The following is a 22,871-nucleotide window of genomic DNA, read 5'->3' on the forward strand; positions in this document are numbered from 1 at the left end:
AGCTCGTCAATTCAAAAGAGAGGTACGATGCCAGGTGCTCAGGAACTAGAACTCATTGCTGCGCTGCAGGACATAACGCATGATTGCCTAAAGATGTTCGTCAGGCCCGATGAGCCGATAGCGATACTGGATTTTCCCGACATCAAGAACTGTGGCGACTCGGCAATATGGCTGGGGGAGATTGCATATTTGAAAGATCGTTACGCAAAGCGGCCTTCCTATGTCTGCACGACGGACGATTTTTCCCATGATGAACTCAAGGGGATGGCTCCGAGTGGGCCGATATTTATCCATGGGGGCGGCAATTTCGGCGACTTATGGGTATCTCACCAGGACTTCCGGGAACATATAATGGAGTTGTTTCCCGACCGGCAGATCGTCCAGTTTCCGCAATCGATCCATTACAGCTCTCCGGAACGGCTTGAGCAAAGCAGACGCGCCATTGGCCGACATAAGAACTTCGTGCTGCTGGTGCGCGACGAGGAATCCCTTCTGTTCGCCCAGGAAAAGCTCGATTGCCAAGTGCATCTCTGCCCCGACATGGCTTTTTGCATCGGCAGCGTGCAGCCTGATGCGCCCCGCTTCCCGGTGCTCGCGATGCTTCGCCAGGACAAGGAGCAGGTCGGAGCGGTCGATTTCTCTGCCTACCCCCATATCCCAAGGGAGGACTGGATCACCGAGCGCCACTCGAGGGTGCGCGTTGCAAAAGCGCTCGGTGCGGCATCTGCTTTGCTGCACCTCAGCCCCTCAGAAGTGCGGTTGCGCAAACTGAATGCCGCGGCCAACAACCGCTTTCGACGCGGCATCCGGCAGATTTCCCGTGGCAAGGCCATCCTTACGGATCGCCTGCATGTGCACATCTGTTCGATTCTCATAGCGCGCCCCCACGCGGTGCTGGACAACAACTACGGAAAAATTCGCCGGTTCATGAACGCTTTTTCGGGGGGTACCGATCTATCCTACAAGGCAATGTCGATCGACGACGGCATTAGATGGGCAAGAGAACAGGCGGTTGGCACAGTCAACGACTGGAGACTGTCATGACTGCCGTAACGTTCATTGTGCCTGTCAGGCATCAGGATAACGCGCGTGATTGGGGCCTCCTGAAGAGGAACCTCGCCCAAACCGTCACATCCATTGCCAATCAAACCAACCCCGATTGGCGAGGCATAGTGGTTGCGAATGAAGGGGCCGAACTTCCTGTCATGCCCGATAAGTTCTCGGTGGTCTGGGTGAGCTTTCCACCGAACGATATTCATGAGCGAGGCGATGCGACTGAGAACGACTTTCTGGATTCATTCCGCGCCGACAAAGGCCGCCGAGTTCTTGCCGGCATGCTCAATGCCGCTGGCAGCCGCTTCTTCATGATCGTTGACGACGACGATTTGGTAAGCTCTCGTATCGTGCAGTATGCTTCTAAGCATCCGAACGAAAACGGCTGGAGGATTGACAAGGGGTATCTCTGGGACGATGGCGGCAATGTTCTGCTCTGTCGTGACCAGTTCAGTCACTATTGCGGAACATCGCTGATCATTCGTTCGGATCTGTACGGGCTGCCGGCAAAAATCGAAGATGCCCCCATCGAATGGATCAAAGATACGCTTGGCAGCCACGTCCGTATAGCACCAGTTCTGGCCAAGCGCGGAACTCCCTTGAATTGCTTACCGTTCCGGGGCGCTGTGTACCGTGTTGCAAACAAGGGGTCGCACAGTAAGACTCCGAGCCTCATGCAGATGTATTTCGTAAGCAGAAGCGCTCTGAAGCGTCCCTTCCGTGTCGCGAGGAATGTCGCCGGGTTGCGTCTGTTGTCAGCTCGCCACAGGAAAGAGTTCTTCGGACGACCGGAATAGACGGGCGGCTGCAAAGTTGTAGCAGGGCTTGAGCAATATTGGCGTTTTCGGCTGCGCTCTACGGCCTTAACGCGCGAGTTCGACACGCCTGATTGATTGCCTGGCCTGAATTGCGTAGCCCATTGTCAGCCCAGGTAAGGGAATCGACTCAGTATCGGTCAGGGGCAATTCAGGAGGATCTTGGCCACCGCTTCAGCATGAGCGGCCATTAGGCGGGGACCATATTCTCCAGCTTCTGACATCCGCAAATGAGGGTATCGCATTGGCGGTCGAGGGCCGAAGGTCTCTCGGTGGCACCGGCTGCGCCTAAGGAAAACCATACCCAGCAGCCAGGCCGAAGCGCTCTGTCAGTTGGCCTGGTTTTTGCGCTTGAACCATCCAAGCCGACGGGCGCTTTGCATCTACGGTGTGGATGAAAACCATGCATAGAATCAGTTTTGTCGATCGTACCCGAACCGACATAAGCGACAGCACCTGCGGTGCATCGGCCCGTATCGCTGCTTCAATCGCTGAGGCACGAAACGTCCGAGTCGGGCAACCGCACGCCCGGGAGTCTGAGGCGGCATCGAAGAGTTCAACCAATCGGCGTCGGCGCTCAAGGACGCCGCGACCTGATCAGACATTCGAGAGCGCCGTCCTTTGCGAAAAGATGGAGAAGCCGTTGAAGCTTGCCGGTAAAACCGTTGTCGTAACCGGTGTCTGCTCCGGGGTCGGCGCCGAAGTCGCCCGTCTCGCCCGGTGCGAAGGCGCGCGTCTTATTGGAGTCGATCTGGAGGATCCCGTCGTGATGCTGGACGCGTTCTTTCGCATCGATCAGGGTTCTCCCGAAGAAATTGACGCAGCGCTTACCCAGTTCCCCGAACGCGTCGACGGCCTCGTCAATGCCGCAGGCGTCTCGGGCACCCTGGATCGGGACATTGTCGCACGCGTGAATTATCTCGGGATACGTCATCTGTCACATGCACTTGCCTGCCCAATGCCCGAGGCCTCTTCGATCGTGAATTTCGCCTGCCTGCATGACCCTGAATGGCCCAAGCGGGTTGATCTGCATAAGGAACTTGCCGCTACTCAGAGCTTTACGGATGGACTGGCTTGGCCGGCCGCCAACCCGGTGCCGCAGGAACCTGCTATCGCTATTTCAGGCGCCAGCATTGACTGGATACAACTTGCTGGCGGCCTGATCTTCGCCGCGCTCATGGCATACGCCGCCAGCGAATACCGCCGCCGGGTCATCGCGACCTGACGGCAACTCCATTCGACTTGACGATCGCGAAACGGATGCGATGGCGGACAATTCACAAACGAGCACAAGGAAATCCTTACATGAGATCCTCACCGAAAGAGACCGCCACCGCGGCCATCCCGATTCATCGAGTGCATCCCCCGTCTTTCTGGAAGGGGATGATCCTTGCTGCGACCGTGATCGTCCTCGTACCGAGTAGTCAGGTTTCGGCTAAGGGCAAGGGACAAACCGTTCACCACATAGATCAGGCAGCCTCAGTTGGTTGGGAGAGGAAGAAGATGGAAGAACTTCCGGCGGGAACAAAGTTCAACCACGCTAACAGGGATGGGGTGTGGGGCGGTCGGGGGCAAAGCGGGCACACGGGCGACGCAATTTGGATGACCTCAGAAAACGATGTAAACACGGCACGCGGCTATGCAGGTAGTTCTGGAAAGTACTTTGTTGTCGAGGCGAAAGAGCCCCTCAAATTAGCGGTCATGGACGAGCAGGGTAATCAAGTGTTCCCCGATGAACTAGGCGCATGGGCTCCCTTGGCGCAGAGATACGGCTTGGATGGAGTGAAGACGGAATATGGAAGCTCGTACGAGGTGATTTTATTTCACAGAAGCAAGATTGCACCTGTGGAAGAACGTGGTTTCGATTAGCACAGACGCCAGCGCACGACGCCATCGAGATAGGTGCCGTCCTCGTTGAGGGGGATGAAGTTTGCGAGTTCGGTCATGGTCTGTGTCCTGAGTGTGTGTTTCCCGACGGGAAAGCCCTTTCGGGCGAAGCCTCCCCGGTCTTTCCGGAGGGATGGCGAGAGCCCGCCCCACGGCGGCGGGCGGGACTGTCAAGTGGCGTGGTGCGGAAGGTGGGGGACCTTCTCGGTCCGCTCGCGGACTGGGGCGGAAGATTTTCCACCTTCACGGGCCGCTTGACCGGCCCGGCCGGCGATGCCCCCTCGTCGTCATCACGCAGTGGCGCGCTGCATCGCTTCACGTAGGTATCAAAGCCGTAAGGCTGATTCCTTTAGTAGCTCCGTTGGAAAGCGCGCGGGCGGTGATTGAGGTCAGCTTCCTGTTGCGCACCGCTCCCTTGCTGGAGCCGCCAGCCTTCGCCGCAATATGGACCATACCCGACCGTCGATAGAGGCCTCATGTGAGCTTCTGAAACGCCTTTGGCCAACGGCAGCGCGATGACGCCTTCAAGTGTGGGAAGATCTTAAGCGTATGCCGGCAGGCCGAGAACCGGCTGCCATAATACAGGTCCGTTCAAACGTCCCCTCCAGCGGATGCGCATGAGGCTAGCGTGCGAAACCTCGAGAAAGCCGGCGACCGCCTCCGTGTTGCCCACCGCCTTGGGATGCCCGATGCGCGCCAACGGCCAGGTTGCAAGACGCAGGATCCGTTCCATGCGCGTATCGGTCACTGTCACGATCCGAGTGAGTTCGTTCGACAAGCCGAATTCGATCATGCCCGCGAATAGCTCGTAGGTTGCTTGGGCCAGCCCTCCAGCCTTGGGCGTTGATGCAGGGAGATCGAGTGCGAAACGACTGCTCTCCCAAATGCGGGCACTCGCTGGCGCCGCGGTCTCGCCAAGCAGCATCGGAAACGTGTCGCGCAACATTGTCGGTCCCGTCGTCGGCAAAAAACGGACGCAACCGCGAATGCGCCAGTCGGATCCTTTGAGAGGGAGATAGACGGGCCTCAGCCCGTCATATGCGTCTGTTTCCAGTTCCTCTTCGGTCTGAACATCCCAATCCAGCCTTTCCTTGAAAACGCGATGCCTCAGTCCGTACATTTCTTTGAGCTCGCTCGAAAACTCATCGTAGAGCTCAGGTGTGATTAGCTGCATCATTTGTCGCCTCCGTGCAGGATGTGTTCCCGCCATCGAAGAGCAAAGCCGACAATCATGCAGCCTGTAGACCTTTACAGGTATCCGAAGAAAGGAATCAGGATCTCGAATGTCGGGAAGAAGCCAGCCGTGCTACGGCTTGGTTGATGGTTCGCACGCCAAGTTTTGCCTTGGCGTTTTCCAGATGGAAGGTCGCGGTGCGTTTCGACACGCTGAGAATCTGGCTGATATCCCAAGCCGACTTTCCATTCGCCGCCCATTTCAAGCATTCGAATTCTCGCGGGGTCAGGATTACGCCATCGACCACGCAATCTTCGGCGAGCCTGCGCCGGGCAAATATATGAAAGCTGATCGCGACCAGCTGCAATGCTTGTTCGTACCGTGACAGTGACCGCAAGAGAGGCGGACGGGACTGGTCGGAAGCCAAGGTCAGCGCAGCAAAGCGGCCGCGATGGTCGTGCATCGACATGGTCAACCCGCAACGAATGCCAAATCGAGCTGCTTCTTCCAGAATTCGTTGCTGTGCAGCCGGGAGATGTTGCCGAGCTAAATCCACACCCCAATCAAAGGTGTCCCAGCCTTGAAGCCCGCGCAGGATCACCGGATCATGCCTGTGGTAGCGCAATTGCATATAGCGCGATGTCCAGGATGGGGGATAATTCGAAATCAAGCGCGGCTTCCGGCCGGAAGCTGACGGGCAACTGAAATAGGCGAAGAGCGGAAAGTCTAACGCGGCTGCGGCAGACGCCATTGTCTCACACAGATCGACAGCATCGACGCTTTCGGAGAGTTGCTCGAGGAAATTTTCAAACACGCGATGCATCTGCGCTTTGCATAAACCTCCGTGCCGTTGCTCGGCGCAGACCTTCGCCTAAATGATTGGCGATCCATTCGACGTTTGCGAGCTGGTCGGCTTAATCGCGGGCATTGCTCTGCTACTGGTCAATGAGCCTGTTGTGCGGCGATGCAGCGCCGCGAGCCTCTAATTTGTTGCACCAATTGGTGACATTCCTATGTTGTCGATAAGCCGTATGTCGCCTAGCCATGCCGCGACAAGCAAGCGTGCCGGTTGGTCAAGGCTCGTCAGCGGTTGCAGATCTGCCTCGCGGCGAAGTTCCAGGTACTCGACTTCGCGATAGCCGGCAGCCAGGATTGCCGCGCGCGCTTCCGCAAGAGTGGGAAGGACAGGAGCGCCGCGCGCAAGCCGATCGGCCACCCCCAGCAAGAGCGCTGCCAATTTTGGGGCAATGGCGCGCTGTGCTGGCGAGAGCTGAAGATTGCGCGAGGACAGTGCAAGACCGTCGGCTTCGCGGATTGTCGGACAGGCCAGGATGGTGATTGGAATGTCCAGGTCGCGGACCATGCGCCTGACCAGCTGAAGCTGCTGAAAGTCCTTTTCGCCAAAACAGGCCAAGTCAGCGCCGGTCTGCAGGAAGAGCTTGGCAACGACCGTCGCCACGCCGTCGAAATGGCCAGGCCGAAAGCTGCCGCACAGGCCCTCGCTGATGCCGGACACCGAAATGCTCGTGGCGAAACCTGGCGGATACACCTCTTCTGCATCCGGCAGATAGAGCAAATGCACGCCCAGCGGCGCCAGCTTTGCAGCATCTTGGTTTTCTGTGCGAGGATAGGCATCAAGGTCGGTGGCACTGTTGAATTGCTTGGGGTTGACGAATAGCGTCACGACTACCCGATCGGCCTTCTGAAGCGCGGCACGCACGAGACTGAGATGACCTTCATGCAAGGCCCCCATGGTCGGTACAAGGGCGACCTTGGCGCCTGAGCGACGCCATCGCGCGGTAACAGCGCGGAGCTCGGCAGTGCTTCGAACGATCGGCACGCTCATGTGACGTCTCCGGCCCTCGCCTCGTGGGTGTAGAGATGTTCCGCCGCCGGAAAGCACCGTCTCCTGACGTCAGCGGCATAAGCCGCAATCGCTGCATCGGCCTGTTCGCCAAGTTCGGCGTAGCGCTTGACGAATTTCGGCCGGAAGGAGCTGAAAAGCCCGAGCATATCGTCGCTCACCAGAATCTGGCCGTCGCAGGCGAGTGAGGCGCCGATACCGATGGTGGGGACGGCGATCTCCGCAGTGATGCGTTTTGCGAGGGGTTCGGGGACCTTCTCCAGCACCACGGAGAAGGCGCCGGCCTCGGTAACCGCATTGGCATCGCGCCTGATGCGCTCGGCATCTTCTCCCCGCCCCTGGACGCGGTAGCCACCGAACGTATTGACCGCCTGAGGCGTTAAACCGACATGCGCCATGACAGGGATGCCGCGGGCGCAGAGGAAGCGGATGGTCTCGGCCATTTTCTCACCGCCTTCGAGCTTCACAGCCGCACAACCGGTCTGCGCCATCAGGCGCGCAGCGTTGCCGAAGGCCTGCACGGGGCTCTCTTCATAGGAGCCGAATGGCAGGTCAACGACCATCAATGATCGCACCAGACCGCGGCGCACCGCCTGGCCGTGCATGATCATCATGTCGAGAGTGACGCCCAGCGTCGATGAGAGGCCGTGCAATACCATGCCAACGCTGTCGCCAACGAGAACGACGTCGCAGTGTGGATCAACCAATCTGGCTATCGGCGTGGTGTATGCCGTCAGGCAGACGAGTGGAGCCCGGCCCTTCCGCGCTCGGATATCCGGCGGTGTGATCGCCTTTGTCTCACCCGTTGCGCTCAACCGATACGTCCTTCCCTAGCGTTACCCGCCGCGGGTGTCGCGTTTGGCATATTTTTGTGCGAGTGCGAAGTGCAAAAAAGAGCGTCCAACTGTCAGGTGTTGACCTTCGGGCAGCAACGCTTAAATTCAATCGATTGATAACCCCGAATTCGGGAACAACTCACCTTCGCAAACATGAACCATCAGGCAAAAGGAACCAGAAAACGCAGAGCCGCGGTCAAGGCCGACGAAGCAAAAGTGGACCTGATCGCCGTTGTCGTCGCCGTAACCGACAGCGATCCCTGTCTTCTCACCATCGGGAACGCGGATACCCTTCCGTCCGGCCCATATGCGCTGGAGCATCGATCGCTGCAATCCGGTCTGAGGGGTTGGGTCGAGCAACAGACCGGCCACCCGCTCGGCTACATCGAGCAGCTCTACACCTTCGCCGATCGGGACCGCATAGGTGCCGAGCGCCAGGAACGCGCCATCTCAATCAGTTATCTCGCACTCACTCGCAAGGAACAGGCAGCGGGCTCCGCTAACTGTGGGTGGCGCAGTTGGTACGAGTATTTGCCTTGGGAGGACCATCGCTCCGGCACGCCGGTCGTGCTCGATATCTTACGACCACGCCTGAGTGAGTGGGCTGAGGGCGCCAGCGACCCCACCACGCGACGCGAACGCCTGCAGCGCGCCGCGATTGCCTTCGGTTTCGACCACCGCAACTGGAATGAGGAACTCACGCTACAACGTTACGAGTTGCTCTACGAATCTGCCCTGATCGAAGAGGCTGGCCGCGGGCGGGACGTCGCGCCCGCGGTGACATCTGGCAAGGCGATGATCGCTGACCATCGGCGAATCTTGGCGACGGGCATTGCGCGGCTGCGTTCCAAGATCAAGTACCGGCCGGTAGTGTTCGAGCTCATGAGGCCGTCCTTCACGCTGCTTCAGCTGCAGCGGACCGTGGAGGCCCTCGCCGGGAGGCTTATCAACAAGCCGAATTTCCGCAGGCTTGTTGAGCAGCAAGAGTTGGTCGAGGAAACTGGCGAGACCTCTCTCGAGACGGGCGGGCGACCGGCAAAGCTCTATCGGTTCCGGCATGCCGTCCTCGACGACAGGGCTGTGGCTGGGACAAAATTGCCGCTCGCGCGGGCTTGACATACTTATAGTCAAGGTAGACATATTCCCCTTATTGTCAGATCGAATATAAGCGGAGGCGCTGATGACTGGGGCGTTACCTACGGCTGCGTCCCTGTACGAGCGCGTCCGGCGGGTGATTCCGCCAGTCGAATGGCCGGCGTTTACCAACGACATTGAAGCCATCCTAGCGCTGAAGCGCGATCGAAACGCGGTGATCCTTGCGCACAACTACCAAACGCCGGAGATCTTCCATTGCGTGGCCGACATCGTCGGCGACAGCCTCGCACTGGCCCGCAAGGCGGCCACGGTCGAGGCGCAGGTCATCCTGGTTGCCGGCGTGCATTTCATGGCTGAGACGGCCAAGCTGCTCAATCCGAACAAGATGGTCCTCATTCCGGACCTCGGCGCGGGTTGCTCGCTCGCTGATTCGATCACGGCAGAGGACGTGCGGCTGCTACGGCAGCGCTATCCGGGGGTTCCGGTTGTCACCTACGTCAACACTTCCGCGGCCGTAAAAGCGGAGTCGGACATCTGCTGCACGTCGGGCAACGCCCGGGCGGTGGTGGAATCGCTCGGCGTGCCGCGTGTGATCATGGTGCCCGATGAATATCTGGCGATAAACGTTGCGGCGGACACGGATGTCGAGATCATCGCCTGGAGGGGCCACTGCGAAGTGCATGAGCGCTTCACGTCGGCCGACATCCGGGAATTGCGCGATGCACATCCTGGGGTCATCATTCTCGCCCATCCCGAATGCCCGCCCGAGATTGTCGCACAGGCGGAATTCTCCGGCTCGACTGCGGCCATGTTGGATTATGTCGAGCGGGAGAAACCGGTGCGCGTCGTCCTGCTAACCGAATGTTCGATGAGCGACAATGTCGCGGTCGCGCATCCCGAAATCGAGTTCATTCGGCCTTGCAATCTTTGCCCGCACATGAAGCGCATCACCTTGGCCAACATCCGCGCCGCGCTTGAGGAGAATCGGCATGAGGTTCGGATCGCTGCCGGGATTGCAGGGCGCGCGCGCCGCTCAGTCGAGCGAATGCTTTCCATATGAGCCTCGACGTTCGTGACATTGGCGGGGCACCGGTGATCATCGGCTCTGGTTTGGCAGGTCTGATGACGGCGCTCCATCTGGCGCCGGAACCGGTTGTGCTTCTATCCAATGCGGAGCTGGGAACCGGAGCCTGCAGCGAGCTCGCCCAAGGCGGTCTTGCGGCAAGTGTCGGCGGCGAGGACAGTCCCGAACTTCATCTTTGTGACACCCTGGCGGCCGGTGACGGCCTCTGCGACGAGGCGACGGTGCGGCGGGTGGTCCGAGCTGCACCTGAAGCGATCAGGACTCTAGAGCGGTTTGGAGTCGCATTCGACCGACGCGCTGACGGTGCGTTGCGGCTCGGGCTTGAGGCGGCGCACTCGCAGCGGCGGATCGTGCATGCGGCGGGCGATGCCACCGGTCGCGAACTGGTGCGCGCGCTGGTCGCGGCAGCACGGCGCACAGCCTCCATCACTGTCCTGGAGAACGTCGAGGCCCGCCGGCTTGTCGTTGAAGACGGGGCGATCATCGCCGTGGTGGCGGCCGGGTGCACGGGCGCAATCGCCTTGCCAACGCGCCGCGCGGTGCTGGCGACCGGCGGCATCGGCGCCTTGTTCAGCGATACGACAAACCCGCCCGGCTCATGCGGACAGGGGCTCGCGCTCGCCGCTTGTGCCGGCGCGGAGTTCGCCGACCTGGAATTCGTGCAGTTCCACCCGACCGCTCTCGAGGGCCCGCGGCGGCCGATGCCGCTGGTGAGCGAAGCGGTGCGTGGCGAGGGTGCTGTGCTCGTCGACGAGCGGGGAGAGCGTTTCCTGGCTGATACCCCAGGGGGCGAGCTTGCGCCTCGCGACGTGGTTGCCCGCGCGGTTTGGCGCCAGCTCGCTCTCGGACGCCGTGTGTTCCTTGACGCCAGGCAATGTCTTGGCCTCAGCTTTGACAAGCGCTTTCCGGCGATCGCCGATTTGTGCCGCGAGGCCGGCATCGATCCCGCGACCGAACCGATCCCGGTGCGCCCGGCCGCACATTACCACATGGGCGGTGTTGCAGTAGACGCTGCGGGCCGGAGCTCCATCGACGGACTGTGGGCATGCGGCGAGGTCGCTTGCACGGGTCTGCACGGCGCGAACCGGCTCGCCAGCAACTCGCTTATCGAAGCGATGGTGACGGCGAGCTGGGTTGCTGAAAGCGTCGCCGACGTGTCACACACCCGCCGACCGCGCGTGTGTTCGGCATTCGTGCCTCAACGGCCGGACGCCTCCGGCATCCGTCCAATCGTCTCCGCCGCGCTCGGCATCGTCCGCGATGGCGAGACGCTACGCGACGGGGTGGCGACCCTGTTGCCGATTGCAGCTCACGACAGCGCCGCCTCCGACCCCGCCATGGTCGCGCTGATGATCGCCGTTGCGGCTCTGCGGCGCGAAGAGAGCCGCGGCTCGCACTATCGTTCCGATTTCGCCGGACGCGATGCGGACGTGCGCCTGTCGCGGCTGACACTGCGCAGCGCAATACAGACCGCCGTCGCACTCAGCTGGCGAGCACCGATGCGGAGCACCTGACATGAAGTTCTCACCGCTTCCCTCAACCCTGATTGAACCGATCGTGCGCGGCGCTCTTCTCGAAGACCTGGGCAGATGCGGCGATCTGACCAGCGACGCCGTGATCCCGCGCGATCGCACCGCCACGTTGGTGCTGAAGTCGCGACAAACGGGGATCGTTGCCGGCCTCGATCTGGCCGCCTTCGCCTTCATGCTCGTCGAACCTGCGATCGACATGCAAATCTGGCGAGTTGACGGCAGCGATGTCGCGGGGGGCGAAATCATCGCCATGCTGTGCGGACCGGCGCGGGGCCTGCTCACCGCCGAGCGTACGGCGCTCAATTTTCTGTGTCATCTGAGCGGCATTGCCACTGCCACGGCAGCGATGGTCGAAGCCGTGCGCGGCCACAAGGCGAGGATCGTGTGCACGCGAAAGACGACGCCCGGCCTGCGCGCGCTGGAGAAATATGCGGTACGCGTCGGCGGCGGCGCCAATCACCGCTTCGGGCTCGACGACGCCTTCCTGATCAAGGACAACCACATCGCGATCGCCGGCGACATTCGCACGACAATAGAGCGGGCGCGCGCCGCCGCGGGGCACATGGTGAAGATCGAGGTCGAGGTCGAGACCCTTGAGCAGCTCGATACAGCGCTCACGCTGGGAGTCGACGCGGTGCTGCTCGACAATATGTCGGTTGAGGACCTTGCCCGCGCCGTGGCAATGGTCGGCGGCCGCGCCATCACCGAGGCTTCCGGTCGGGTGACACCGAAAATGGCTCCGGCGATTGCTGCCACGGGTGTTGACCTCATCTCGGTCGGTTGGCTGACACACAGCGCGCCCATTCTCGACATCGGCCTGGATATGCCGGCTCGCGGTAATATCAGCACCCATTTGAACTAACGGAGACACAATGAGGAGCAACGCGCTCGGGCTACACGCGTATCAAAGAGGCGCGAAAGAGCACGCTACATGGGTCACCCTTCAATATTTCCGGTGTCCGAATGTTGCGCCGACAGCCTTTCGGAAGGGGCTCGCCACTGGCGGACTGGTGAGTGCGCTCGCTGATCAGCAATAGAGGCTTTGACGATGATGACGGGAATGAACGAGGAATGCGACTCGGACTATGCCACGCAGTCGATGCAGGAAGCACTAGCCCGATGGAGCCGCAAAGAGGCCGAGGCTATATACGGCATGCCGTTCAACGATCTGCTCTTCCTGGCCCAGACCATCCATCGCCAGAACTTCGATCGCAACCGGGTGCAGCTGTCGCGGCTGCTCAGCATCAAGACCGGCGGATGCCCGGAGGATTGCGGCTATTGCAGCCAGTCTGCGCATCACCAAACCGGCCTGAAGGCATCGAAGCTGATGGAGGTCAATCATGTGATCGAGGAGGCGACCAAGGCACGAGATGCTGGAGCAACCCGCTATTGCATGGGCGCTGCCTGGCGCAGTCCCAAAGACCGCGACATGGACGCCGTGCTCGCCATGATCGAAGGCGTGAAGGCGCTCGGCATGGAGACCTGCATGACGCTCGGCATGCTCGAATTCAGCCAGGCGCAGCGCCTGAAAGCGGCCGGTCTCGACTACTACAACCACAACATCGACACGTCCGCGCGCTATTACGGCAAGGTCGTTTCGACCAGGACCTTTGCCGACCGTCTGGAAACGCTTGGGCGCGTGCGCGAGGCTGGGATCAAGGTCTGCTGCGGCGGCATTGTCGGGATGGGAGAGGAAAGGGCCGATCGCATCGACATGCTGGTAACGCTGGCGAACCTACCCGAGCCGCCGGAAAGCGTACCAATCAACATGCTGATCCCCATCAGGGGGACACCGCTTGCCGATGCCGAACCCATCGATCCGATCGATTTCATCCGCACGATTGCGCTCGCCCGGGTCATGATGCCGAAGTCCTATGTAAGGCTCTCCGCCGGCAGGACAAGTATGAGCGACGAGACCCAGGCGCTGTGTTTCTTTGCCGGCGCCAATTCCATTTTTGTCGGTGACACGCTGCTGACTGCAGACAATCCCGGAGAGGACAAGGATACGCGTCTATTTAAGCGGCTGGGCATCGAACCGATGCAATGCGAGGCGAAATGAACGAGCCACCGCTCGCCCGCTATGAAGCCACCTTGCAGGGGCTGGCACGCAAGGACCGGCTGCGCGCAATGGCGCCGCGGGTCGGGTTCGACTTCTCGTCCAACGATTATCTCGGGCTTGCCGCCTCAAAGAGGCTTGGCGATGCAGTCGCGGCGGCAATCCAGCGGGGCACCCCGGTCGGCGCTACCGGATCGCGGCTTCTACGCGGCAACGCGCCGGAGCATGAGGCGTTGGAGTCAGACGCTGCCGCCTTCTTCGGTGCCGAGCGGGCGCTGTTCTTCGGCAGCGGCTACATCGCCAACTTCGCCCTGCTAAGCACCCTGGTGAAAAAGGGCGACCTCTTGATCCTCGATGAACTCGCGCACGCCAGCATGCATCAAGGGGCGCGGGCCGGACGCGCCGAGTTCAGGCTGGTGGCGCACAATGACATTGATGCTTTTGAGGATGCGATCAGGCGCTGGCGCGCCGAAGGCGGCATTGGCCGCATCTGGATCGCGGTCGAAAGCCTCTACAGCATGGACGGCGACTGTGCGCCGATGGAGAGCCTGGTTGAGCTTGCCGATCGGCACGAGGCCTTCATACTGGTCGACGAGGCACATGCCACCGGGGTCTGGGGACCGGGGGGCCGCGGGCTGGCCGCGTCGTTCGAGGGCCGCGACAACATCATGGCTCTCCATACATGCGGCAAGGCACTCGGTGCATCGGGCGCGCTCGTCACCGGGCCGCGAGTGCTGTGCGAGTATATTGTCAATCGCTGCCGGCCGTTCATCTATGCCACCGCACCATCGCCGCTGATGGCAGTGGCTGCGCGCGAAGCGCTCGCAATGCTGGTCGACGAGCCGATGCGCCGCGTTGAGTTGCACGAGCACGTTGCCTTCGCAAGCCGGCAACTGGCCGAGCATTGCGGAGCCAAGCCCAGCGGTTCGCAGATACAGCCATTTGTTATTGGAGACGTGGCGCGCACCATGGCGATCGCGGCGGCTCTGCAGGCTCGCGGCTTCGACTTACGCGGCATTCGTCCGCCGACGGTGCCGGAGGGTACCTCGCGGCTGCGCATTTCGCTGACGCTCAATGTCGGCGAGGCTGACATTGCGGCGATGGTCGAGACGCTTGCCGAAGTGTTGGCCACGGCATGAGCAAACGCATCGTCGTCACCGGAACCGATACCGGGATTGGCAAAACGGTTTTTGCCGCGGGGCTCGCAGGCCTGCTCGACGGCTTCTACTGGAAGCCGGTGCAATCGGGTCTCGATGAAGAGACCGACAGCGAGGTGGTCGAACGGCTCGCTGGTCTGCCATCCGGGCGCGTGCTGCCGGAAGCCCACCGCTTGAGGAGCCCGCTGTCGCCGCACCGTTCAGCCGAAATCGACGGTGTCTCGATCGAGGCTGCCGATCTTGCATTTCCGGTCCTGCCCACACCGCTGGTGATCGAAGGCGCCGGCGGACTGATGGTGCCGATCAACCGACAGACAAGATTCATTGACATCTTCGCTGAATGGCGGCTGCCGGTGATCCTGTGCGCCCGCACCGAGCTCGGCACCATCAACCACACTCTGCTGTCCATCGAAGCCCTGCGGGCTCGCTCCATCCCGCTGATCGGCGTTGTCTTCATCGGTGAAGAGGCGGCCGATACGCAAAGGACAATCACCGAGTTCGGCGCGGTGCGTCGGCTCGGCAGACTGCCGCACCTGGCTCCACTCACGCGCGAAACTCTGCGAGAGGCGATGGTTGCCGGCTTCGACCTCGCCCAGATTGCCGGAGGCGAATGATGTCGCGGTCGCGCGTCTGGCATCCATTCACCCAGCATGCGATCGAGCCGCCCATCCCGTCGATCGTCAGCACCGACGGAGCTTGGCTACAGACGAATGACGGACGGCGTATCCTTGATGCAATCTCCTCCTGGTGGGTGGTCACACACGGCCACCGCCAGCCACGGATCATGGAAGCGATCCGGATCGCGACCGGGATGCTTGACCAGGTGATCTTCGCCGGCCTCACCCATCAGCCGGCAGAGCAATTGGCCTCGGCGCTGATCGAAATGGTACCGCCAGGCCTCGACTGGGTCTTTTATTCCGACAGCGGCTCCACGAGCGTTGAAGTCGCGCTGAAGATGGCACTCGGCTATTTCCGCAACATAGGCGCGCCGCGCTCGCGCATCATCGCCATGGAACACAGCTATCATGGCGACACGATCGGCACGATGAGCGTCGGCGCCCGGGGCGTGTTCAATGCCGCCTACGAACCGCTATTGTTCGAGGTCGACACCATTCCTTTTCCGGCCGCGGGGCGCGAGCAGGAAACGCTGGATCGTTTCGAGACCCTGTCTCTTGACCGCCGCGCCGCCGCGCTCATCATCGAGCCGCTCGTGCTTGGCGCCGGCGGCATGCTGATGTATCCGGCCTGGGTGCTGGCGGAATTGAAGCGGATCGCTGAAGCGTCCGGCACGCTCTTGATCGCCGACGAAGTGATGACCGGCTGGGGGCGCACCGGAACCATATTCGCCTGCGAGCAGGCATCGATCTCACCGGACATATTGTGCACCTCGAAGGGCTTGACTGGCGGCGCCGTCCCGCTGGCAGCCACGCTCGCCAGCGATGCCATCTTCCAGGCCCACTATTGCGTGGACCGAAAGAAGACCTTTTTCCACTCAAGTTCCTACACCGCCAATCCGATCGCCTGCGCGGCCGCACTTGCCAATGTCGAGGTCTGGCGATGCGAGCCGGTCGCCGAGCGGATTGCGGCCTTAAGTGCGAGACAGGCCGCTGGCCTGCAACGCTTCCAAAACAATCCCTTCTTCACCGAGAGCCGAGCGAACGGCACGATCCTAGCTCTCGATCTGCGCACCGGCTCGGCCGGATATCTGGCGGAGATCGGGCCGAAACTGCGCGCTTTTTTCCTCGAGCGTGGCATGCTGGTGCGCCCGCTCGGAAATGTCCTCTATCTTTTGCCGCCCTATTGCATCACCGGCGACGAACTGGACGGGCTCTATGACGCCATAGAGGAGGCCGGCGAATGCTTCGGTTCGCGATCATGAACCGGTCGTCGCGCATCGTCGGCTTCGGTCATCACGCGCCGGCGCGCAAGGTCGAGAACGCGGAAATCGAAGGTCGTCTCGGGCTCGAACCCGGCTGGATCGAGCGGCGCACCGGGATACGGTCGCGCTTCTGGGCAACGGGCGAAGACACATTATCGAGCCTTGCCGCGCGCGCCGGCGACATGGCGCTGGCGAATGCCGGTGTCGAGCGTGACGATATCGGCCTGCTGTTGCTGGCGACGTCCACGCCCGACCATCTACTGCCGCCGAGCGCGCCGCTGGTGGCCCACCGGCTGGGACTCGACCGCGCCGGTGCGGTTGACCTGACGGGCGCCTGCGCCGGCTTCATCTATGCCTTGATGTTGGCGGATGGGTTCACCCGCCTCCATGGCAAAGCGAGCTTGGTGATTGCCGCCAATATCCTCAGCCGCCGGATCAATCCGGCCGAGCGCGCAAGCGCGGTGCTGTTTGCGGATGCCGCCGGCGCGGTGGTGGTTGCCCCGTGCAAAGAGCCGGACCGAGGCATTCTCGGCGCGGCGCTGGCCTCGGACGGCTCGCGCTACGGGCTGATCCAGATTCCCGCCGGCGGAAGCAACACGCCGTTTCATGGCGAGCTGGACCTCGAGCAAACCCGGATGACCATCAGTGACGGGCGTGAAGTGTTCGCCAGGGCTGTAGAGATGATGACTGACTGCTCGAGAGGTGCGCTCGGGGCCGCCCAAATGCCGCCGCACCAGATCGATCGTTTCGTGCCGCACCAGGCCAATGCCCGCATCTTCGATGCGGTCGGCAGGAATCTGGGCATAGCGGATGATGCAATTATCAAGACGATTGCCGACTACGGCAACTCTTCGGCCGCGACGATCCCGCTCTCGCTCTCGCTTTCGCATCGGGTGCAGCCGTTTCGGCCAGGCGAAAAGATTCTTCTTGCGGCGGCCGGTGCCGGTCTCAGCGGAGGCGCACTCGTCATAGGAATTTAGCCGTACGCGGTCATGCACAGGATCCGTCACCGATGACACGAACGAACGGGCGCACGAAAAAATGGTCGCCGGCAAGCTTCATGGGCGCTGGCGTGGTCAGGCCAGAGCGATCAAAGTTGCAGACGATTCTGTCGATCAGCACGATCGGCAATGCTGTCTTTCCGGGTTGTCGGCGCCAGCATGGGAGAGCGGAGCCAGCAGAGTTCATCACCCCTCCTCACCTCGACGAAGTCCTCCTGGTCGATAAGTCCGGCCCTTCTGGTCCATAGATCAATATTGTAGCGGCAGCACCGGCAGCCGAGAATTGAAAAAGCGGCCCCTCGAAGGCAATGATCATGCAGTCCGAAAACAATACCCATCTGCCTGCCTCAGCAACGCTCGCTCCCTTTCGAAACCCGGTGTTTCGCTCGATCTGGACCGCCACACAAATTTCCAGCCTGGGCTGGCTCGTGCAAACGGTGGCCATCAGTTGGCTGATGGCCACTATTTCCGCTTCGGACCTGATGGTTGCGCTCGTGCAGGCTGCATCCACCTTGCCGGTGTTCCTCCTCTCAATCGTTGCCGGAGCCATTGCCGACAATTTCAGCCGCCGATGGGTGATGTTTGCGGGGCACTGCCTGATAGCATTGGCTTCAACGACGCTGATGATATCCGTGGGTCTGGGATTTGCCGGTCCATGGCTAATTCTCGCATTGGGTTTCCTGGCCGGCTGCGGCTTTGCCTTGAATGATCCGGCCTGGCACGCATCTGTTGGCGATATCCTTCACAAAAGGGACATCCCGGCCGCGGTCACCCTGATGTCCGTAGGATACAACATTGTGCGCAGCGTTGGTCCGGCTTTGGGGGGCGTGGTCTTGGCATTTCTTGGACCGCTTGCCGCTTTCGCCTTGGCAGCGCTGAGTGATCTGGCGCCGCTAACCGCGATATGGCGCACACGATGGAACGTTCGCACTTTCCCTCTCCCTCGTGAACGCATGACGATGGCAATTCACGACGGAGTGCGCTTCACTGTGATGTCCCTGGAGATCAGGGCAGCGATTGCCCGTGCAACCCTTTTCGGCCTGGCAAGCATCTCCATCCTTGCATTGCTGCCTCTATTTGTCCGGGACCAGCTGAAGAGCGGCCCGATTATCTACGGCATCTTGCTGGCCGGCTTCGGGATGGGTGCTTTCATTGCGGGCATGAGCAATAGCTTTCTAAGGCGGATCACGTCTCAAAACAGGCTGGTGTCCTTCGCCTCCGTCGCTTGTGCGGCATGTTGCCTTTCGCTTGCACTCACATCATCGGTCCCCGTGGCGGCCGTTTCGCTGGCACTTGGCGGCGCGGGTTGGCTCATCACCTGGACTGGGATCGACGTGTCGGTGCAACTGGCAAGCCCCAGATGGGTGGTCGGCCGCACATTGTCGATCTACTACGCCTTGAGCGCAGGCGGGATGGCGGCTGGCAGCTGGATCTGGGGTACTGTCGCACAGAACTACTCCTTAGGCTGGGCTTTGGAGGGCGCCGCAGGCGCTCTGTTGCTGGTTGCGGCTGCGGGAATGCTGTTTCCCGTCGGTCCATGGGAGGAAACGGATCAGGAAAGTTCGGATTTTCGCCCGCCGGAGCTGGCACTCGACTTGAAGCCCAGAAGTGGACCCATAGTGGTCAAGGTGGAGTATCGGATACCCGAAGAGAATATCGAGACCTTTCTGGGCTACATGCGCGCCAGGCGGCATGTTCAGAGCCGTGCCGGTGCGCGAAACTGGACACTGCAGCGCAATCTTCAAACGCCTTCGATTTGGACAGAGACATTCCGCACGCCAACCTGGATGGACTTTCTACGCCTGAATCATCGGCTCACGGCAGCGGATAAGGAAATCGGTGATCATCTCCTGTCACTGCATGATGGGGAGGATTCTCCTCACACAGTGCTTTCCATCGAACGCACGACTGAGGCCGCGCGTACCCGTTCCCCAACACTCTTTTCTCGCCCTCCGAGGTGACGTGAGCACAAAACGAGCGGATCGGAGCAGACGACTTGAGGCACAGTTCCCGAGGAACAAGGGCGCATTCACCCGTTATTGCAGCGCCCTTTGGGCGGCTTGCCTTTCGCGATGTTCGAACGCGTCAGCGAAGCTATCGAGTTCTTGGTGGGTCATCCCAAGCGCCCGCCCCTCCTCACGCCATGTGGAGACCGCCCTCTCGACTTCTGCGAGGATGGTCTTTGCTCGATCGGTCTTGATCCGGAAATAAGCAATGACGGACATCAACGCGTCGATCTTCGCTTCAGGCCCGGTTTCCTCCGATATCCAGGTTTTCAGGTCTCGCACACGCTCGGGGAATGGGTTGATGTCGAAGGCAGGCGCCAAGCGCCATTGCCCGCGATCCACATGGATAAAGCCGTGATTGTGGAGGTGGTCATCGACATTGGTGATAAGGATTGAGAAGGCGATACGCCGCCAAAGCTCTTCTATGTCGGCGGCTGGCTGGCTGCCGTGCCGACGAAGCATATCGACGAGTTCAGTATAGCTATGCTCGCCAGCGTCCCCTGACTCCGCGCCGATCATGGTGGCGGCGGAGACATACATGAGTCGATTTCCGTTCGGGGTCCGGTCGAAGCGCCGGATGAGCGCGACAGGAGCGCCGTCGCTGTCGATCAAACGTGTTTCAGCAGCCTCTACGCCGGCTTTTCTGGCCAGAATCATGGCGAGCACCTCGCCTTTTGTGACAGATCGATCATCGGCAACGCTCGGAAACTTACCGATAGCGAGGCGTCCGTCATCGTCGACGACAGAGCATTTCGGGCGAAGGCCCCCTAGGGACGTGCCACGTCCACGCAAATAGGCGAGATCCGTCGCCGTCTCGGTGTTGGTCTCGACGGCGTGCGTAGCTGCGAGGAGTTGACCGATCTCGATGAGGGGCGGCGTGGTGCGTCGACCCTCTTCCGCCGCTCTTTGGTAGCGCCCTTCTTCGTCCTTCAACTGCAACGCACCAATGCGGCTCATGTCGTCCACCGCCAAGAGGTAATCCATCGCATTCAGAGGCCGAGTTTCCGCGACATTTCCCGCCCGGCGCGCCTCTTGGCGACGCTTGGCGTGGTCGCGCTGGATGACACGCCGACCCCATCCGTCCGGCTCAGTGTCGGCGATCGCGTTGTGGAACACGGATCCGTCGCCGCTCTTTCGATGGAATTGAGGGCCAGTGACGAGTGGCAGACCGGGTTCGATCGAGAATCCGTCCGCTGCTTTCAGCCAGCTCGCATCGTATTCAAAAGCAGCGCTCTCGCGCGAACCCTGCTGATCATAGCGCAACGTGCCCAGTGGCGTCGCTTCCTCGTCGAGGTGAACAGCAATAGAACGTCTCATGTTGCACCGGTCGACTTCCGCACCCTTACCCTTTTGGGCAAACGTTCGGCGTCGAGGAGCAGGCCTTGTTCGTCGCGCTGGGTGTCGACGATTTTAGTCAGAGCGTCGTCAAAACCCAGAACAAAAAAGGACATGGCATAAGCCCCCATAGCAACTGTCGGGTCTCCTTTTTCGATCTTCAGATAGGTGCTCTTTGCGATGCCGAGTCGTTCCGCCATCATCATTACGGTCAGACTGCGCTTTTTACGGGCGAGCGCGATGTCGGCGCCCAGCTTGCCGAGCGCCCGCTTGACTTTGGGAGGCAATGTGTCGGTCACCGTCGAGCGCATTTTTGTCTCATAAAAACGACCTTAACTAGTTTTAGGTCTTTTATATAAGTCCGAATTCGGGATTTGTCGAGAGTTGGCCAGACTGTACCCGCCCCCCAAAAGATATCGTCCTGCACCAGATGCGCCAATCTCGTGAGCATACATCACCAATCCCCATTCGGCGTTAGGTGAGCTGCGGACGATGCGCATGTGCCGGTGCGAACCGAGCGGGCCATGCTTGGCTCAATTCCAGATTGCTCGCCCTGAGCGGGCACGCTGTCGTGACCTTTCATCGCGAACAAAAGCTGTCGGCATCGAAGATGTCGACCCCTTATGCGACTAGACGAACCGCGGAAGTTCGGCCGACCTGGCAGAGCAACACGCGTGTCACGTTTAAGACTTGGACGGGCCAGGAGACCGAAATCGGACCACTTAAGACCTCATAAGGTCTACTCAAATTTCTTTCCACCTCGCCCAGTTCTCAGCCGCGTTGTTGTCGTCGGGAAATGGCGGACCCTCCTTTCCGTAGCCGGCGCGTCCCAAGCAGCACCGCAAATTGGGCAATGGCAATGTATGCATCCACGTCATGGATGCTTCTTTATCTAAGCAATCGATTTCTCTGGCTGTTCGATGATGAATATGAAGCGTCAGTTGGCCTGGTGGGGCCATCGGAGTTGTTGAGTGGAATCGCTTGCCCAGTGCGGCCCGGGTGCTGCCATCTTCGGTGGAGTTGCCAATGTGATCTGCAGCCGAACGGCAAACGGCGGTCGTGGAGACAATGAGCATGGATACAGCCGGGTAGCTGGGACTATCCTCTACCGGGGGAAAATAGCTGCGACAACCGCATGTAGCCGGCGAGCACGGCCGTGCGCGGGACCGTCGGTCGCCCCTGAGGCCGCGATGGTGGCGTGCCGAACTGTTCGGCCCTGTCGCCCACATTACAGCTGCGCCCGCAGTTCCCATGCCACGCCAAATTGAAGTGTTCAGTAGGAGCCACAGCAATATGCACCGTCGTAATCTGATCAAAGGATTCGTTGCACTCGGCGCTTGTCCCATTTGCGCTGAAGCCGCGCGGGCGGCCAGCACCGAATGGGGATATGCCGGCCCGGTCGGCCCCGAACAATGGGGGCATCTGGACCAGACGAATTTGGTCTGCTCGGCGGGCATGCAGCAATCGCCGGTCGATATCAGGGGCGCGGTCAAAGCGGATATTCCGCACATCGCCATAGGTTGGCACCGGGGCGGCGGCAGAATGGTGAACAACGGCCACACCATTCAGATCAACCTGCCGCAAGGCAGCACGCTCACTCGGGGGGATCGTGTCTATGAGCTGCTACAGTTCCATTTCCATGCACCAAGCGAGCACCACGTCGCAGGTAAGAGTTTCCCGATGGAAGCGCATTTTGTCCATAAGGACCGCAACAGCGATACTGTGGGTGTTTTGGGCGTGTTTCTGAAGCCAGGCGCCACAAATGCCAGCTTTGCCAGGCTTGCTGCCGCATTTCCTGCAACGTCAGGCGAAGAGGCAGCCGTCGATGACGTCGACCCCAACGAGCTTCTGCCGGCTTCTCTTGGCTACTGGACATATGAAGGATCTTTGACGACGCCGCCATGCACGGAAAACGTCGACTGGATGGTGGCGACGGAACCGGTTGATGTCGACCCAGCAGATATAGAGCGATTTACCTCGCTATATCCCGGAAACACGCGCCCTATCCGCGCGCCCAATCGGCGCTTCATCCTGGGCCTAAGCTGACGCCGTAACAGGTCGAAGCACCGCCTGCGCGTCATGTTGATCTGCTTTCAA

The 22,871-nt window shown here is 60.7% G+C and carries 22 protein-coding genes; 15 read left to right on the forward strand and 7 right to left on the reverse strand.

The features are described 5' to 3' along the window. Positions 1 to 27: 27 nt before the first annotated feature. From LB577_RS20380 to LB577_RS20395, 4 genes are all read left to right on the forward strand, one after another. Positions 28 to 1,044, forward strand: a complete 1,017-nt coding sequence (locus LB577_RS20380) for a polysaccharide pyruvyl transferase family protein (protein WP_224688063.1) — start codon at positions 28 to 30, stop codon at positions 1,042 to 1,044. After that, positions 1,041 to 1,850, forward strand: a complete 810-nt coding sequence (locus tag LB577_RS20385; RefSeq protein WP_224688064.1) for a galactosyl transferase — start codon at positions 1,041 to 1,043, stop codon at positions 1,848 to 1,850. The genes LB577_RS20380 and LB577_RS20385 overlap by 4 nt, the downstream gene beginning before the upstream one ends. Before the next feature lie 661 nt (positions 1,851 to 2,511). Further along, complete coding sequence (locus LB577_RS20390; RefSeq protein WP_013897109.1) at positions 2,512 to 3,093, forward strand: SDR family NAD(P)-dependent oxidoreductase; 582 nt, start codon at positions 2,512 to 2,514, stop codon at positions 3,091 to 3,093. A gap of 80 nt (positions 3,094 to 3,173) precedes the next feature. Then, a complete protein-coding gene (locus LB577_RS20395) occupies positions 3,174 to 3,737 on the forward strand; it encodes a hypothetical protein (protein WP_224688065.1) in 564 nt (187 codons plus the stop codon). A 559-nt stretch (positions 3,738 to 4,296) separates the two neighbouring features. Here LB577_RS20395 and LB577_RS20400 read toward each other — a convergent pair. The 4 genes from LB577_RS20400 to panB all read right to left on the reverse strand — a co-directional run bounded on the left by LB577_RS20400 (position 4,297) and on the right by panB (position 7,608). Continuing rightward, the gene (locus LB577_RS20400) at positions 4,297 to 4,932 is read right to left on the reverse strand and encodes an acyl-homoserine-lactone synthase (RefSeq protein WP_224688066.1); all 636 of its coding nucleotides are present in this window, start codon (positions 4,930 to 4,932) and stop codon (positions 4,297 to 4,299) included. Positions 4,933 to 5,026: 94 nt separating this feature from the next. Then, positions 5,027 to 5,752, reverse strand: coding sequence for a LuxR family transcriptional regulator (locus LB577_RS20405; protein WP_224688067.1), 726 nt, complete (start codon positions 5,750 to 5,752; stop codon positions 5,027 to 5,029). A 159-nt stretch (positions 5,753 to 5,911) separates the two neighbouring features. Further along, positions 5,912 to 6,775: a pantoate--beta-alanine ligase gene (panC, locus tag LB577_RS20410; RefSeq protein ID WP_224688068.1), complete on the reverse strand. Its 864-nt coding sequence runs from the start codon at positions 6,773 to 6,775 to the stop codon at positions 5,912 to 5,914. After that, positions 6,772 to 7,608: a 3-methyl-2-oxobutanoate hydroxymethyltransferase gene (panB, locus tag LB577_RS20415; RefSeq protein ID WP_013533319.1), complete on the reverse strand. Its 837-nt coding sequence runs from the start codon at positions 7,606 to 7,608 to the stop codon at positions 6,772 to 6,774. The genes panC and panB overlap by 4 nt, the downstream gene beginning before the upstream one ends. A 174-nt stretch (positions 7,609 to 7,782) precedes the next feature. Here panB and LB577_RS20420 point away from each other — a divergent pair, with 174 nt between their 5' ends. The 9 genes from LB577_RS20420 (at position 7,783) to LB577_RS20460 (ending at position 17,412) form a co-directional block, all read left to right on the forward strand. Beyond that, positions 7,783 to 8,745 carry an NUDIX hydrolase gene (locus tag LB577_RS20420; protein WP_224688069.1) on the forward strand — a complete coding sequence of 321 codons (963 nt, stop codon included), beginning with the start codon at positions 7,783 to 7,785 and terminating at the stop codon, positions 8,743 to 8,745. A gap of 64 nt (positions 8,746 to 8,809) precedes the next feature. After that, positions 8,810 to 9,784 carry a quinolinate synthase NadA gene (gene nadA, locus LB577_RS20425; protein WP_224688070.1) on the forward strand — a complete coding sequence of 325 codons (975 nt, stop codon included), beginning with the start codon at positions 8,810 to 8,812 and terminating at the stop codon, positions 9,782 to 9,784. Continuing rightward, the gene (locus LB577_RS20430; protein WP_224688071.1) at positions 9,781 to 11,322 is read left to right on the forward strand and encodes an L-aspartate oxidase; all 1,542 of its coding nucleotides are present in this window, start codon (positions 9,781 to 9,783) and stop codon (positions 11,320 to 11,322) included. The genes nadA and LB577_RS20430 overlap by 4 nt, the downstream gene beginning before the upstream one ends. Before the next feature lies 1 nt (position 11,323). Further along, entirely contained in the window at positions 11,324 to 12,202 is an 879-nt protein-coding gene (gene nadC / locus LB577_RS20435; protein ID WP_013533323.1) for a carboxylating nicotinate-nucleotide diphosphorylase, read from the forward strand. Between the two features lie 186 nt (positions 12,203 to 12,388). Continuing rightward, positions 12,389 to 13,399: a biotin synthase BioB gene (bioB, locus tag LB577_RS20440; RefSeq protein WP_224688072.1), complete on the forward strand. Its 1,011-nt coding sequence runs from the start codon at positions 12,389 to 12,391 to the stop codon at positions 13,397 to 13,399. After that, complete coding sequence (locus LB577_RS20445) at positions 13,396 to 14,535, forward strand: 8-amino-7-oxononanoate synthase (protein WP_224688073.1); 1,140 nt, start codon at positions 13,396 to 13,398, stop codon at positions 14,533 to 14,535. Before bioB ends, LB577_RS20445 begins: the two co-directional genes overlap by 4 nt. Continuing rightward, positions 14,532 to 15,167 carry a dethiobiotin synthase gene (gene bioD, locus LB577_RS20450; protein WP_224688074.1) on the forward strand — a complete coding sequence of 212 codons (636 nt, stop codon included), beginning with the start codon at positions 14,532 to 14,534 and terminating at the stop codon, positions 15,165 to 15,167. Before LB577_RS20445 ends, bioD begins: the two co-directional genes overlap by 4 nt. Further along, entirely contained in the window at positions 15,167 to 16,432 is a 1,266-nt protein-coding gene (locus tag LB577_RS20455; protein ID WP_013533327.1) for an adenosylmethionine--8-amino-7-oxononanoate transaminase, read from the forward strand. The genes bioD and LB577_RS20455 overlap by 1 nt, the downstream gene beginning before the upstream one ends. Further along, a complete protein-coding gene (locus LB577_RS20460; RefSeq protein ID WP_172832176.1) occupies positions 16,429 to 17,412 on the forward strand; it encodes a beta-ketoacyl-ACP synthase III in 984 nt (327 codons plus the stop codon). Before LB577_RS20455 ends, LB577_RS20460 begins: the two co-directional genes overlap by 4 nt. A 10-nt stretch (positions 17,413 to 17,422) precedes the next feature. Here LB577_RS20460 and LB577_RS20465 read toward each other — a convergent pair whose 3' ends face one another. Next, positions 17,423 to 17,563 carry a hypothetical protein gene (locus tag LB577_RS20465; protein ID WP_155767326.1) on the reverse strand — a complete coding sequence of 47 codons (141 nt, stop codon included), beginning with the start codon at positions 17,561 to 17,563 and terminating at the stop codon, positions 17,423 to 17,425. Between the two features lie 184 nt (positions 17,564 to 17,747). On the opposite strand from LB577_RS20465, the gene LB577_RS20470 reads away from it, so the two are divergent. After that, a complete protein-coding gene (locus LB577_RS20470) occupies positions 17,748 to 19,394 on the forward strand; it encodes an MFS transporter (protein WP_224688075.1) in 1,647 nt (548 codons plus the stop codon). Between the two features lie 75 nt (positions 19,395 to 19,469). On the opposite strand, the gene LB577_RS20475 is transcribed toward LB577_RS20470, so the two are convergent. Together LB577_RS20475 and LB577_RS20480 are read right to left on the reverse strand one after the other, a co-directional pair. Continuing rightward, entirely contained in the window at positions 19,470 to 20,756 is a 1,287-nt protein-coding gene (locus tag LB577_RS20475; protein WP_224688076.1) for a type II toxin-antitoxin system HipA family toxin, read from the reverse strand. Then, complete coding sequence (locus LB577_RS20480) at positions 20,753 to 21,085, reverse strand: helix-turn-helix transcriptional regulator (RefSeq protein ID WP_013533331.1); 333 nt, start codon at positions 21,083 to 21,085, stop codon at positions 20,753 to 20,755. The genes LB577_RS20475 and LB577_RS20480 overlap by 4 nt, the downstream gene beginning before the upstream one ends. A 982-nt stretch (positions 21,086 to 22,067) precedes the next feature. On the opposite strand from LB577_RS20480, the gene LB577_RS20485 reads away from it, so the two are divergent. After that, on the forward strand, positions 22,068 to 22,820 hold the full coding sequence (locus tag LB577_RS20485) for a carbonic anhydrase (RefSeq protein WP_224688077.1): 753 nt from the start codon (positions 22,068 to 22,070) through the stop codon (positions 22,818 to 22,820). Positions 22,821 to 22,871 lie beyond the last annotated feature (51 nt).

It is taken from the genome of Mesorhizobium sp. B283B1A, assembly GCF_020165735.1.
GTDB classification, from domain to species: domain Bacteria; phylum Pseudomonadota; class Alphaproteobacteria; order Rhizobiales; family Rhizobiaceae; genus Mesorhizobium; species Mesorhizobium opportunistum.